We start from the raw sequence: 13,032 nt of genomic DNA, 5'->3' as shown, positions 1-13,032 counted from the left end.
AAAGCCAGCCACGCCGCCGTCGTGATGTCTGAAATACCGGAAACCGATATCCGGGACTGCTACATGCCCAGCGCCTGTTCGATCGGGCCGATGCCGAAGAACACCACGAAGGCAGCCGCGACGGCCCACATCAGCGGGTGCACTTCGCGGGCGCGGCCCTGGAAACTGCGGATGAGGACGTAGGAGATGAACCCGGCGCCCAGGCCGTTGGCGATGGAGTAGGTGAACGGCATCAGCGTGAAGGTCAGGAAGGCGGGCAGCGCGATGCCCCAGTCCTGCCAATGGATCTTCCCGATCTGGGCCACCATCATGAAGCCGACCACCACCAGGGCGGGGGCCACCGCCTCGAACGGCACGAGGTTGATCAGCGGCGTGAAGAACATGGCCACCAGGAACAGCAGGCCGGTCACGATCGAAGCCAGGCCGGTCCGTGCACCCTCGCCGATGCCCGCGCCGGATTCGACAAAGATCTGGTTGGAGGACACGGAGGCGCCGCCACCCACGATGGCGCCCAGGGCATCCACCTGCAGCACACGGTCAACGTTCGGGATGTTGCCGTCCTTGTCCACGGTGCCGGCCTCATTGGCCAGGCCCACCATGGTGCCCATCGCATCGAAGAAGATGCTGAGCAGGATCACGAAAGCGAGCAGGGCCGCGGCCACGATGCCCAGATGGCTGAAGGCGCCGACCGGGTTGGCCTTGCCGATCAGGGAGAGGTCAGGGGCCGACCATTCGGTGAATTTGGGAGCCACCAGGGACCAGCCCTGCGGGTTTACGTTCTTGCCGTCGAAGCTGGGGCCGATGTGCAAGGTGACCTCGAGGATGACCGCGAGGACGGTGGAGGCGACGATGCCGATCAGGATGGCGCCCTTGACGTTGCGCACCAGCAGCGCGATGGTCAGGATCAGGCCGAAGACGAACACCAGCGTGGGCCAGCCCAGGAGCTTGCCGTCGAAGCCGAGGCCCACCGGCACGGTGGTTCCGGCAGCATCCGGAATGCGCCTGACGAAGCCGGCGTTGACCAGCCCGATGAGGGCGATGAACAGACCGATGCCCACCACGATGGCTGTCTTGAGTCCGTCGGGAACGGCCCGGAACACGGCGGTCCGGAATCCGGTCAGGACCAGGATCATCATGGTGACACCGGAAAGGACCACCAGTCCCATCATGTCCGGCCACGTCAGTCCGGGGTTGGTGGCCACGGTCACGGCCACGAACGCGTTGACGCCCAGGCCGGTGGCCATGGCGAACGGGTGCTTGGCCCACGCGCCCATGAGGATGGTCAGGATGCCTGCAACGAAGGCGGTGACGGCAGCAACCGCCTGGAAACCGAGTGTGGCGCCGGAGGAGTCCGCGCCTGACAGGATCAGGGGGTTCAGCACCACGATGTAGCTCATGGCAAAGAAGGTGGCGAAACCGCCGCGGATCTCGCGGGAGAGGTTGGACCCCCGTTCGGAAATTTTGAAGTACCGGTCCAGTGCAGAGCCCTGCTTGAGCATTAGTCCTCCGGTGAGAGTGTGGGGATTACTTGAATCCTAGTAGGTTGCCGGGAGCCCTCCCAGCAAATTCGCCTAGTCTGTAAGGAAGTCAACACAAGGAGTCGTCTGCCCATGCGTTTTCCCCGCCAGCTGTTGTCCGCCGTCCTTGGCGCGCTCGCACTTGTAGCCCTGCTCCTCACTGCCGGCCCCGCTTCGGCGCATGATGTAGCCGAGTCCAGCAGCCCGGCCGATGGCGCCACGGTAGCCACCGCTCCGACCAAGGTCTCGATCACGTTCAACAACACCCCGCTGGGGCTCGGCTCCGAGGTCAAGGTGACTGATGCCGCCGGAACAGACTGGACCGACGGCAAGGTGGAGATCGTGGACAACGTCGCCTCGCAGAAGCTGCGGGAAGGTGCGCCGGCCGGGAAGTACACGGTGGTGTGGCGCGTGGTGAGCTCGGACTCCCATCCGATCGAGGGCACGTTTGCCTTTACCGCCACGGCCGCTGCGGCGGGGGCAGCGTCGGCACCGGTCCAGACCGTCGGCACGCCGCAGCCTGGCGCCACGCAGGCCACGGGGACAGTCCCGGATTCCTCGGAGCCCTTCCCGTGGAGCATCGTGGTGTTCGCCGTCGTGGCTCTCGGCCTGCTGGTCACCCTCGGTGTGCTGGCCCGCCGGCGGCTCAGCATCGCCGACGAGCCTGCCGGTGCCGGCTCTGACGGAGGTGCCGGAGAGGGCCCGGGCGGGCGTCAGGGCTAGCCGGGGGCCGCCTAATCCACCGTTCGCCTGCCAAACTGGGGCACATTGACCCGTGACACGCCGTGTCTGGGCGGAATGGGGGCCGAATCGCCGGCAAAGTGCCCCACGGCGGCACCGGGGACCCGCCGGCAGAGGGCACAAGAGCCCGACGGCGATAACCGCGGCCGGGCTGCTTATCGAAGGATCAGCCTCAGATGGCGGGCAGTGCCGGGAAGCTTCCGGTCAGGACCGACGGCACGCTGTCCGGGTAGACCTTCGCTGAGATTGCCTGGCCCACCACCTTGGCCTGTCGCAGCACTTCCTTCGGCGTCGGCGTGATGAGCTCACCCACGCCTACCAGGTAAATGCCGATGGCGCGCATGGCCGCAACGAGGTTGGTGCCGATGGAGATGCCGAGGTCCGTGAGCATGCGCCGCAGCTGGCTGTGGGCGCAGCGTGTGAGCACAATGTGGTCGGCCAGCAGCACGCCGTCAGGGGTGTGCACGGCCCAGCGGTGCAGTGAGGCCTCTGCCCCCGGCCCCATCTTGTCGAGCAGCACGGCGGACGTGTCGCTGCGGATGTCCAGCTGGTGGCTTGAGGCGTAGTTGCGCAGGTGCCGCAGAATTTCGTTCCGCTCCTGGATGGACGCTGCCTCGGCGTCGTCGCACCGCTGGTGGGCGGCTTTCGGGGACTGACCGCCGGGGGATTCCAGCCGGCTGACGATGATTGAATCAACGCCCCGGCGTCGGAGTTCCGTGGCTATGGCTAAACCGGGAAGTCCGGTGCCGATGACCACAGTGGTGGTCCGTTCTGCGCCGCTGAGACCAGGCATGCGTGACACTACTTCCTCCTCGAGATTTTCGAAGTGCAGGGCATCATCGCCGTACACTGTCCACTGCCCCAGCAAGCAGACACAACCCAATTCCGGCTGTGCGTTGGAGCACAATCCGGACCGATGGTGCCTCGACATTACAGAATTTTTTGGTCGCTGGATACCCCTCCCGAAACATTGGTTTGCGGGGCTTTGCACAGCGTCGCCGGAGCACCCGGAGCAGTGCCGGAAGCACACCCTGGACACCGCCTGACGAGCACCCGGAGGGCAGGAAAACACCGGGCCGAGGGGACCCGCGGAGCCCCAGGGGGCCCGCTTGCTAACACGTCGCCGACCGAGAATAGTTGGTCTAAAAGGCAGGCTGTGCATAACCGGGAACCGGACGGCCTGCCGGTGGCGGCTAGACGCGCTGCTTCTGGCAGAATAGCCGCATCATCAGGCAGTATCGCGAGGAGGCGGACCGCATGGACGCACACGAATTGCATCCCGACCCGGCACGGGATGGCGGTGCCCGGCACGCGAGACCAGAAGGAATCGTGGTCGGCGTCGATGGTTCGGACCACGGCCAGTGTGCCCTCGTGTGGGCTGCCCGTGAAGCCGAACGCCGCCGTCGTCCCCTTCACATTGTCACCGCTTACTCGGTGCCCATCTTCGCCGCGTCCGGACTCGACGGCGGTTATGCCACCGTGGACGATTCGGTGATCCGCGAGGGCGCCGAGGCCATCCTGCAGCACGCCGTGGACAAGGTTTCCGGCTACAACATCAGCGTCAGTTCCTCGGTCGAGAACGGGGACGCTTCCGGGGTGCTGCTGGATCTGTCCGAAACCGCCGAGCTGCTGGTCTTCGGGACGCGCGGCCGGGGCGGCTTCGTCGGGCGGCTGCTCGGCTCCGTCAGCAGCGCGCTTCCGGCCCACGCCAAATGCCCCACGGTCACGGTTCCGCTGATCTGCTCCGACCGCCTCGGCGAAACCACCCAGGACAAACACATCCGGGCCGAGCAGGCCAAGGCCGGCCACGGTCCCGTGGAAAAGGTAGTGGCAGTGGGCGTGGACGGGTCCGAGCAGGCCCGCGTTGCCGTCCTGGAAGCTGCCGAGCAGGCCGAACGGCTCGCTGCGCCGCTGCGGGTGATCTGCGCGGTGCCGCAGTACAGCGGATCCCTTGCCTGGGTGCCGGCCCCGCTGGACCGGGAAGCGCTGTTCGCCGATATCCAGGTCCAGCTGAAGGCCGGAGTGGCGTGGCTGCAGAGCCACTTCCCGCGGCTGGCCATCGAGACCCGGCTGCTGGACGGTTCGCCCGTGGATGTGCTGGTGGATGCCAGCCGGCACGTTGAGTTGATTGTGGTAGGAACCCGCGGCCGCGGCGGCTTCACCGGCATGCTCCTGGGCTCGACGTCGGACGGCGTCCTGCACCATGCCAAGAGCCCCGTGATGGTGGTCCCTGACCGGGAAGACCCCCGGCTCGCCGACCGCGCCAGCTTCGGACCCATGCTCGGCGCCTCGTAGCGCATGAACGGCCTGGTGCTCGGACTCGGGGACCTCAGCGCGTCCATGCTGGCGCAGGTTGGCGGAAAGGCCGCCAACCTCGGCGAGCTGCTGTCGGCCGGGCTTCCTGTGCCCGACGGGTTTTGCCTGACCACCGAGGCCTACGTCCAGGCCGTGGAACCCCTGGGGCTGGGCGAGGTGCACAGAGCACTTCAGGACACCCCCGCCGATGACCTGGAAACCCTCGCTGCCCTGGCTGCCAGGGCCCGCAGCCTGATTACGTCGGCAGAACTGCCGACGGAGATCGCCGGCGAGATACTCACGGCCTACCGGGCGATGGACGGCGTTCCCGTCGCGGTGAGGTCCTCGGCCACGGCAGAGGACCTTCCCTTTGCCAGCTTCGCCGGCGCAGCAGGACACCTACCTGAACGTGATCGACGCGGTGGCGCTGCTGGACGCGGTCCGGAAGTGCTGGGCATCGCTCTGGACAGATCGGGCGGTGGCGTACCGCGCCAGCCGGAACATCGACCCCGCTACGGTGGCCCTCGCCGTCGTCGTCCAACGCATGGTGGACGCCGAGGCGGCGGGGGTGATGTTCACCGCGAACCCTGTCACCGGCAGGCGCCGGGAGTCCGTGATTGACGCGAGCCCCGGGCTTGGGGAGGCAGTGGTGTCGGGCGCCGTCAATCCCGACCACTTCGTGGTGGACACCGGAACCGGGGCCATCCTGCAGCGCAGCCTGGGGGACAAGCGGACCGCTGTCCGGCCGCTGCCCGGGGGAGGCACCGAATTTGTCGACCAAAGCGCGGACGGCCAGGCGTGCCTGACCGACGCTCAGATCCGGGAACTCACGGCGCTGGGGAGCAGCGCCGAGGCCCACTACGGCGCCCCGCAGGACACGGAGTGGGCGCTCGACGGCGGCGGGAAAGTCTGGCTGACCCAGTCCCGGCCCATCACCACGCTTTACCCGCTGCCGGAGCAGGCCCTTCTTGTCGAGAAAAACAGGGAACGGCGCGGCCCGGGGGATGAGTTGCGTGTCTACCTGTGCTTCAGCCTCGCGCAGGGCCTCACCCGGCCGCTGACCCCGATGGGACTTGCCGCCCTCCGGCAGATCGGCTCGTCGGTTGCTGCCGCCGCCGGCTTCGACGTTCCCGACCCCCGCAGCGGGCCGCCGCCCTACGTGGAAGCCGGGCAGCGCATCTTCATCGACCTGACCGCCGCCGCCCGGAGCACCGTGGGCCGCCGGATCATCCCCAACGTCTTCGACGTCATGGAGGCACGCTCCGCAAAAGTCCTGCGCAGCGTGTTCGATGACCCGCGCCTGTCCATTACCCGCCGCACGCCCTGGGACCTCCTCAGGCACGTGGCCCCCGTTGCTGTCCGCGCCCGGGTGCCGGAAGCAGCGGTCCGGGCGCTGGTCCGTCCCGAGGCGGCCCTCAAACGCCTGAACCGCTTCACCACGGAGTTCAACGCGACGCTGGAACTGCCCCAGGGTGCTTCCCCCCACGCGAGGCTTGACCACGCCGAGGGGATACTGTCGCGGCTCTTCCCCAACCTCCCTGCGGTGCTCCCGCTGGCGGGGCTGGGGTTCGCCATGCTCGGCCTCGCCGGGAAACTTCTTGGCGCGGGCAAGCTCTTTGGTTCGGGCGGGGACAGGGACGGCGCCGGAGCGGACGGGGCGGGGCGCACCATCGACCTCCAGCCAGTTCTCCGCGGTTTGCCAAACAACGTGACAACCGAGATGGACCTGGAGCTGTGGCGGGTGGCCACCAAGATCAAGTCCGACGCCGAATCGCTGGCCGCGCTCACGGGAGATCCACCTGCCGTGCTGGCGCAGCGCTTCGCCGCGGGCGACTTGCCCGCCGCAGCCCAGACCGGCCTGGCGGGATTCCTCGCGCGGTACGGGCACCGGGCAGTGGCCGAAATCGATGTGGGCATGCCCCGCTGGCGGGATGACCCCACCCACATCCTGGGCGTCCTGGCCAACTACCTCCGGCTGGAGGACCCGGAACGGGCCCCCGACCGACAGTTCAGCAAGGCAGCAGCCGAAGCGGAAGCACAGATCGAGCGGCTGGTGGCCGGGGCCAGTGCCCGGGGACGCCTTCGCGGCATGGCCGTCCGGGCGGCGCTGCGGCGGGCACGGCTCTTCGCCGGCTTGCGCGAACTTCCCAAGTTCCAGATCATCCTGGCGCTGGCCGAAGTCCGCAAGCAGCTCGCAGAAGTTGGCACAGTGCTCGCGGAACGGGAACGGATCGCCCGGGCAGACGACATCTTTTTCCTGGACTTTGCCGAAGCCAACCGGGCGCTGGACGGTGCCGGCATGCAGGATCTCGTGGCGCAGCGTCGGGGGGCTTATTACCTGGAACTGGAGCGGCGCCACATTCCCCGGATGCTGCTCTCGGACGGAACGGAACCCGAAACGCTGTTTACCGCCGTCGGAACCGCGGAACCCGGCGCCCTGTCCGGGAGCCCGGCGTCGGCGGGGACCGTAACGGCGCCCGCGCGTGTCATCCTGGACCCGGTGGGTGCCCACCTGGAACCGGGGGAGATCCTCGTGGCACCGTCCACCGATCCGGGCTGGACCCCGCTGTTCCTCACGGCGGGCGGTCTGGTGATGGAGATGGGCGGCCCCAACTCCCATGGCGCCGTGGTGGCCCGGGAGTACGGCATCCCCGCCGTGGTGGGCGTCCCTGACGCTACCTCGCTGCTGCGGACGGGCCAGGAAGTGACGGTCGACGGCGCCGCGGGCACCGTGGTGCCCGGCGTCTGAGAGCTATTGCCGCTCGGTGACTACTGCCGGTCCGGTGCCGGTTTCCCGCGCCGGATGTGCCGGACCACGAGCCAGATCACGAAGATGGCCAGGGCGGCGTAGACGGCGTAGTTGAGGTAGCGCGAGTACTGCTCCACCATCGCGTACTGGCGGCCCAGCAGCACGCCGAAGCCGATCAGCACGCCGTTCCAGATGCCGCTGCCAGCGATCGTGAAAATGCTGAAGGAGCCCAGGTGCATCCGCTCGGCACCCGCCGGCAACGATATAAGGCTTCGCACACCGGGCAGCAGCCGGCCGAAGAAGATGGCCGACCTGCCGTGGCGGCGGAACCAGGCGTCCGCCCGCTCAATGTCCTCCCGGTCCACCAGCGGCAGCTTGGACAACCAGCGGATCGAACGCTCCAGCCCTACCTTCGCACCCAGGAAATACAACGCGAGGGCGCCCAGATACGCCCCCAGCGTGCTGGTCACGAAGACCAAGGCCAGATTGAGGGATCCCTGCCTGGTCAGGAACCCGGCGAGCGGAAGAATCACTTCACTGGGAATGGGCGGGAACACCGTCTCGAGGAAGGTAAAGAGTCCCACACCCCATTCCCCGAGCGAATCGATCGCCCGGGCGGCGAAGCCCACGATGCCTGTCAGTTCGTCTGCCGGACTGGAGGCGGCACCGGGAATGCGCATTTGGCGGGGGCTCCTGAAAGCTGGAAGACGGCGTCCCACCCAGTCTGGCCCACGAGGCGCCACAGGAAAAGCGGACAGCCCCGCCGGGGCTGCCACATAAGAGGCCGAGGCGTACCCTGAGGGTATGAGCTGCGACGTCGGAGCGGAGTTGACATGACTGCCATCTGGCTGCGGTGGACACCTGCCGTAGCCGTACCTGCCGTTATTGCTGCCGGAGTCCTGGCCGGGTCCTTGCCTGCGGGCGCCCGGGACCCGCTGCCAGAGAAGACCCCTGCCCAAGTGCTGGCGATGATCGGACAACACCAGACCAAGTCCTTCTCCGGCACGCTGGAGCAGACCTCCGAACTCGGCCTGCCCGATGTTCCGCAGGTGGGGCCCACTTCGGGCGCAGGTGCGGGTTCCCTCGCCGAGCTGCTGACTGGACCGCACAGCGCCCGCGTCTATGTCGACGGGGCAAGCAAAGCACGCATCCAGGTGATGGACCGGATGGCAGAGCGCGACGCCGTCCGGCAGGGCAACCAGGTGTGGCTCTACAACTCCAAGGACAACACGGCCACGCATGTCACGCTTCCGGTGATGGCTTCGAAGGAATCCCGCAGCCATGGGATGCCTGCAGGAGTGGCAACGCCGGAGGAACTGGCCGCCAAGATGCTCGACAAGCTGGACAGCAGCACGGAAGTGGCGGTGGCCGGGGACACCGAGGTGGCGGGCAGGACGGCGTACAACCTGGTCCTCACGCCGCGGTCGGACGTGACCCTGGTGGGTTCGGTGGCTGTGGCCGTGGATGGTGAGAACGGCATGCCGCTGAGCGTGGAGGTGCGGGCGCGCGGGCAGCAGGAGCCTGCCTTCCGGACCGCGTTCTCCAGCCTGACTCTTGGTGCTCCCGACGCGAGCCTGTTCAACTTCTCACCGCCGCCTGGTGCCTCGGTGAAGGAACTTGCAGTGCCGGCGCCGTCCCACGGCAAGTCGGACCGCACGGATAAGGGCCTGGCTGACAGGAACCGGGCTAACAGGAATTGGGACCATAAGGACCTTCGAGGGCACGTCCCGATGGTCACCGGAACCGGCTGGGAACGGATCGTCGGCATTCCGGCCCCGTCCGCTTCCGCCCCGTCCGCGTCCCCCGAGTCCGGGAAGCAATCCGTCGACAAGCTGCTCAACGACCCCCTGCTTCGCCAGGCAACCGTGACGGTCCAAGGCGGCCGTGCCATCTCCACATCACTGGTCAATGTCCTATTGACTGATGACGGCCGGACGTTCGTCGGTTCCGTGCCCCTGGAGCGGCTCCAGGCCGCCGCAGCCGCGAGGTGACACCGCCTGGCCGCGCTCTTGCGCTGGAAACCAAGGGGCTGAGCAAGCGGTTCGGTCGCCAGATGGCGGTCAACAGCATTGACCTCGCCGTGCCCCGGGGCGCAGTCTTCGGCTTCCTCGGGCCCAACGGTTCCGGGAAGACCACCACCATCCGCATGATGCTGGGCCTGGCCGCTCCGACCGCCGGGGAGGTCAGGGTCCTGGGGCTGGACATGCCGCGGCAGCTGGACGAGGTCCTGCCCCGGGTTGGTGCCCTCGTGGAGGGCCCGGCTTTTTATCCGTTCCTGTCGGGTGCGGCAAATCTGCACCGCCTGGATGCGGCAGACCGCCACGCCACGCCGTCCACCCGCCGCGCGCGGGTGGGGGAAGCGCTGGAACGCGTGGGGCTTTCGCACGCTGCCCGGAAGAAGGTGCGGGCCTACTCGCTCGGCATGAAGCAGCGGCTGGGAATTGCCAATGCGCTGCTGGCACGGCGCGAATTGCTGGTCCTGGACGAACCGACCAACGGGCTGGACCCGCAGGGCACCCGCGAGGTCCGCCACCTGGTGCGGTCACTCGCCGCCGATGGTGCCACCGTGTTCGTCTCCAGCCATCTGCTCGCCGAAGTGGAGCAAATCTGCACCCATGCGGCGATCATGAGTGCCGGCCGGCTGGTGGCTCAGGGTCCCCTGGCCGAACTTCGCCAGGCCGGCACCGCGCAGCTCCGGCTCGTAACGCCCGACGCCGGTACGGCCTCGGGCGTTTTGGCCCGGTTTGGCCTGTCCCCGGTTGTGGGACATCCCGACGGCGCGGACGCGGTGATCACCTCGGGTTTGCCCGTTGGCGCGGGACTCTCCGGTCCTGAGGGCCACCCGGCGCCGGCAGGTGAATCATCCGCAAACGGAGGCGTGCCGCCGGAAACGATCGTCGCTGCCCTCGTGGCGGACGGGGTGCGTGTCCGCGGGTTCACGGTGGAGCGTGGCAGCCTGGAGGACCGGTTCGTGGCTTTGACGGGCGAGGGCTTCGATGTCGCACAGTGATCGGCCGCCATTGCAGGAACCGGCGGCACATGAGCCGGAATCCCTCCGGCCAGCAGCGCGGGAGACGGCCGTGCAGGAGTCCGCAGGGCACGAGCCGGCAGTTCAGCGGCTGACGGTGCACAACAGGCCGGAACCGGGGACCCGGCGCCGGGCGTCCAGCGGTTCCCTGCTTGCCTCGGAGCTGAAGCAGCTGTTCCGCCGGCGCAGGACCCAGGCGATGCTCCTGGCCCTGGCCGCTATCCCGGTGGTGATCGCCGTCGTCGTCCGCGTTTCCTCAGCTGTTCCCCCCGGGAGGGGACCTGCGTTCCTGGACCGGATCAGCCAGAACGGGCTTTTCGTGGCTGTCACGGCGATGCTGGTTTCCGTCCCGCTGTTCCTCCCGCTGACCATTGGCGTGGTCGCGGGGGACACCATTGCCGGGGAAGCGGGACTGGGTACGCTGAGGTACCTGCTGGTGGCTCCCGCCGGAAGGGTGCGGCTGCTGCTGGTCAAGTATGCCGGAGTCGCGGTGTTCTGTATTTCCGCTCCGCTGGCCGTGGCGCTCGCCGGAGCCGGTATCGGCTGGGCGATCTTCCCGGTGGGGCCGGTGGCGCTGCTCTCGGGCGACCTGGTGGAACCGGAGGAGGCACTGGTCAGGATGCTGCTGATCGCTGCCTACCAGGCTGTGTCGCTGCTGGGTTTGTCGGCCATCGGACTGTTCCTCTCCACGCTGACCGACGTACCCGTCGGAGCCATGGCTGCCACCATCATCCTGTCCGTCGTTTCCCAGGTGCTCGACCAGCTGCCCCAGCTGGAGTGGCTGCACCCGTGGCTGTTCACGCACTATTGGTTCGGCTTCGCAGACCTGCTGCGCCAGCCCATCGGCTGGGACTCGTTCGGTGACAATGCCCTGCTGCAGTTGGGCTACATCGCGGTGTTCGGGGCGCTCGCGTACGGGAGGTTCGTGAGCAAGGACGTCCTGTCCTAGGGATGCCCCCGCCGGCAGAGTCCCTGCCATTGGGTCCGGCCATTGCAGACGCCGGTCAGTAGCGCGCAGCGACCGCGTAGAGCTGCATGCCGGCCATCATGCTGAGGTCCGTCACGGTGATGCCCGCGGAGGGGTTCAGCGCCTGGACCACCCGGCCGCCGCCCAGGTAGATCGCCACATGGTAGAAACCCGGGGCCGAACCCCAGACCAGGAGATCACCGGGCTGTGCCTGCGACAGTGGCACGTGGACGGGTGCCTGGGCGAACTGCTCCGCGGCCGTGCGCGGAAGCTGCTTTCCGATGGCCGCGAAAGCGTTCTGGACCAGGCCCGAGCAGTCGAAGCCGTAGGCACCCGTGCCGCCGTACTGGTAGAAGTACGGGGAGCCCACTTTGCCCATGGCCACCGAAATGGCCGCCTGGTTGGAACCGCCCGGTGACGGTGCCGGCTGAACCGGAGCAGGTGCGGGTGCCGGCTGAACGGGAACAGGCGCTGGCACCGGGGCTGGAGCCGGCCGAGCGGGTGCGGGAGCCGGGCGGACAGGAGCCGGCGCCGGCGGCACCGCAGGTGAAGGTGCTGAGGGAGCGGCCGGTGCAGCAGGTGCCGGAGCGGCAGGCGCTCCGGCAGCCTGGGCAGGCGTCCGGGAGGGCGCCGAGGCGGACTGTTCCGCCGGGGCGGTGCTCCCGCCGTCGGAACCCGCAGCGTTCGCAGCCGCCTTCTCTGCAGCCGCCTGGTCAGCGGCGGCACGTTCGGCGGCGGCGGTGATGGCGGCCAGGCGGGCCTGCTGGCGCTGGCGCTCCAGGCCGTCCACCCGGGCGGACTCGAGCGCTGCAGTTGTGTGCCGCAGCGAGGCCAGCTGCCCCACAAGGACAGTCCGCTGCGCCTTGGCGTCCGCCACCGCCTTCACCTGGGCCGCGTTGGCCTGGTCTGCCGCTGCTTTAAGAGTTTCAGCGGTTTTCGCGGCGTCGTCTGCCGCGCGGCGGGCGTCGGCGGCAGCGGCGGTGAGTGATTCGGCGGCTGCGGCCGTGGTTTCGGCGGCGGTGAAGGCCCTGCTCCGGCCGGCCGTGAGGGCCTGGAGCGTTGCGGCCTTGGCGAGGACGTCGCCCGTGCCCGTGACCAGGCCGCTCAGCTCCGGATTGAGGCCGCCGTTCCGGTACAGGTCCCCGGCCAACTGGCCCACGGCCTTGCGGCTCTTGGACTGTTCCTTGTCTGCGGCAGCAGCCCTGGCCGTGGCCACCGCGGCCGCGTCCGACCTCGTGTCCAGCTCCACCAGGGCGTTGCTGTAGGCGTTGTTGGCTTCGAGAGTCCGTGTGAAGGTGATCTCCTGGGCCGCGGCGGCGCCGGCCAGGATGCCCTCGATGTCGGCGACCTTTGCCGCCGTCTTACTTTCACTGGACTTGGCCGCGGCGATGTCCTCGGCGGAGGGGATTTCCGGAGCCGCCGGAACAGCCAGGGCTGTTGCCGCCAGTACCGATGCTGGCCCAACAGCGGATGGCCGGTCAGCCAGCGCAGGCGCTGCAAGGGTTCCAAAGAGCACGACGGCGGTGCACAGGACGGCGGCTGTGCGGCCGGGACCAGTCAAACTCATTCATAACCTCGCAAGTCAGGGCGGGGCGAACGAGTCGGGAGGCAGCACCGAAGTGCCCCTCTGAAGATGCCCAGCCCTCTGAGGTTAGGTGCCAGTCTGCAACTTTGGCAACACTGGTCACATCAATAACATAAACAACACGAGTGTCATTTGCGCGGAGATGTGGCT

Annotated in this window: 9 protein-coding genes and 1 pseudogene; 6 read left to right on the top strand and 4 right to left on the bottom strand. The window is 68.1% G+C overall.

Features of this window, described 5'->3' with window-relative positions; all coding sequences use genetic code 11:
• Positions 1 to 59: 59 nt before the first annotated feature.
• A complete protein-coding gene (locus ABIE00_RS20970; protein ID WP_354262576.1) occupies positions 60 to 1,499 on the bottom strand; it encodes an NCS2 family permease in 1,440 nt (479 codons plus the stop codon).
• 111 nt (positions 1,500 to 1,610) lie between these two features.
• Between ABIE00_RS20970 and ABIE00_RS20965 the strand changes: the two genes are divergently transcribed.
• A complete protein-coding gene (locus ABIE00_RS20965; RefSeq protein ID WP_354262575.1) occupies positions 1,611 to 2,240 on the top strand; it encodes a copper resistance CopC family protein in 630 nt (209 codons plus the stop codon).
• Positions 2,241 to 2,430: 190 nt separating this feature from the next.
• Here ABIE00_RS20965 and ABIE00_RS20960 read toward each other — a convergent pair whose 3' ends face one another.
• A complete protein-coding gene (locus ABIE00_RS20960; RefSeq protein ID WP_354263467.1) occupies positions 2,431 to 3,051 on the bottom strand; it encodes an FAD-dependent monooxygenase in 621 nt (206 codons plus the stop codon).
• A 464-nt stretch (positions 3,052 to 3,515) separates the two neighbouring features.
• On the opposite strand from ABIE00_RS20960, the gene ABIE00_RS20955 reads away from it, so the two are divergent.
• Together ABIE00_RS20955 and ABIE00_RS20950 are read left to right on the top strand one after the other, a co-directional pair.
• Complete coding sequence (locus ABIE00_RS20955) at positions 3,516 to 4,553, top strand: universal stress protein (protein ID WP_354262574.1); 1,038 nt, start codon at positions 3,516 to 3,518, stop codon at positions 4,551 to 4,553.
• Positions 4,554 to 4,556: 3 nt separating this feature from the next.
• Positions 4,557 to 7,302: pseudogene (locus tag ABIE00_RS20950) on the top strand (PEP/pyruvate-binding domain-containing protein).
• 20 nt (positions 7,303 to 7,322) lie between these two features.
• On the opposite strand, the gene ABIE00_RS20945 reads toward ABIE00_RS20950, so the two are convergent.
• Positions 7,323 to 7,982 carry a DedA family protein gene (locus ABIE00_RS20945; protein WP_354262573.1) on the bottom strand — a complete coding sequence of 220 codons (660 nt, stop codon included), beginning with the start codon at positions 7,980 to 7,982 and terminating at the stop codon, positions 7,323 to 7,325.
• Between the two features lie 153 nt (positions 7,983 to 8,135).
• On the opposite strand from ABIE00_RS20945, the gene ABIE00_RS20940 reads away from it, so the two are divergent.
• The 3 genes from ABIE00_RS20940 to ABIE00_RS20930 all read left to right on the top strand — a co-directional run bounded on the left by ABIE00_RS20940 (position 8,136) and on the right by ABIE00_RS20930 (position 11,279).
• Positions 8,136 to 9,293 (top strand): LolA family protein, encoded by a 1,158-nt coding sequence (locus tag ABIE00_RS20940; RefSeq protein ID WP_354262572.1) that lies wholly within the window; start codon positions 8,136 to 8,138, stop codon positions 9,291 to 9,293.
• 62 nt (positions 9,294 to 9,355) lie between these two features.
• Positions 9,356 to 10,312 (top strand): ABC transporter ATP-binding protein, encoded by a 957-nt coding sequence (locus ABIE00_RS20935; RefSeq protein WP_354262571.1) that lies wholly within the window; start codon positions 9,356 to 9,358, stop codon positions 10,310 to 10,312.
• Positions 10,313 to 10,382: 70 nt separating this feature from the next.
• Positions 10,383 to 11,279, top strand: coding sequence for an ABC transporter permease (locus ABIE00_RS20930; protein WP_502914250.1), 897 nt, complete (start codon positions 10,383 to 10,385; stop codon positions 11,277 to 11,279).
• Positions 11,280 to 11,334: 55 nt separating this feature from the next.
• Here the strand turns inward: ABIE00_RS20930 and ABIE00_RS20925 are convergent, their stop codons facing one another.
• Positions 11,335 to 12,864, bottom strand: coding sequence for a C40 family peptidase (locus tag ABIE00_RS20925; protein WP_354262570.1), 1,530 nt, complete (start codon positions 12,862 to 12,864; stop codon positions 11,335 to 11,337).
• Between the last annotated feature and the right edge of the window lie 168 nt (positions 12,865 to 13,032).

Origin of the sequence: Arthrobacter sp. OAP107, from assembly GCF_040546765.1 — a bacterium.
Classification (GTDB): domain Bacteria; phylum Actinomycetota; class Actinomycetes; order Actinomycetales; family Micrococcaceae; genus Arthrobacter.
Note: the sequence above shows the minus strand (reverse complement) of the source record. Positions and strands in the feature narration are given on the sequence as shown.

Excerpts from the sequence above, each read along its gene's own strand:
- ABIE00_RS20965 (WP_354262575.1), top strand. The coding sequence starts at position 1,611 with ATGCGTTTTCCCCGCCAGCTGTTGTCCGCCGTCCTTGGCGCGCTCGCA.
- ABIE00_RS20935 (WP_354262571.1), top strand. The coding sequence starts at position 9,356 with ATGGCGGTCAACAGCATTGACCTCGCCGTGCCCCGGGGCGCAGTCTTC.
- ABIE00_RS20970 (WP_354262576.1), bottom strand. The coding sequence starts at position 1,499 with ATGCTCAAGCAGGGCTCTGCACTGGACCGGTACTTCAAAATTTCCGAA.
- ABIE00_RS20960 (WP_354263467.1), bottom strand. The coding sequence starts at position 3,051 with ATGCCTGGTCTCAGCGGCGCAGAACGGACCACCACTGTGGTCATCGGC.
- ABIE00_RS20955 (WP_354262574.1), top strand. The coding sequence starts at position 3,516 with ATGGACGCACACGAATTGCATCCCGACCCGGCACGGGATGGCGGTGCC.
- ABIE00_RS20945 (WP_354262573.1), bottom strand. The coding sequence starts at position 7,982 with ATGCGCATTCCCGGTGCCGCCTCCAGTCCGGCAGACGAACTGACAGGC.
- ABIE00_RS20940 (WP_354262572.1), top strand. The coding sequence starts at position 8,136 with ATGACTGCCATCTGGCTGCGGTGGACACCTGCCGTAGCCGTACCTGCC.
- ABIE00_RS20925 (WP_354262570.1), bottom strand. The coding sequence starts at position 12,864 with ATGAGTTTGACTGGTCCCGGCCGCACAGCCGCCGTCCTGTGCACCGCC.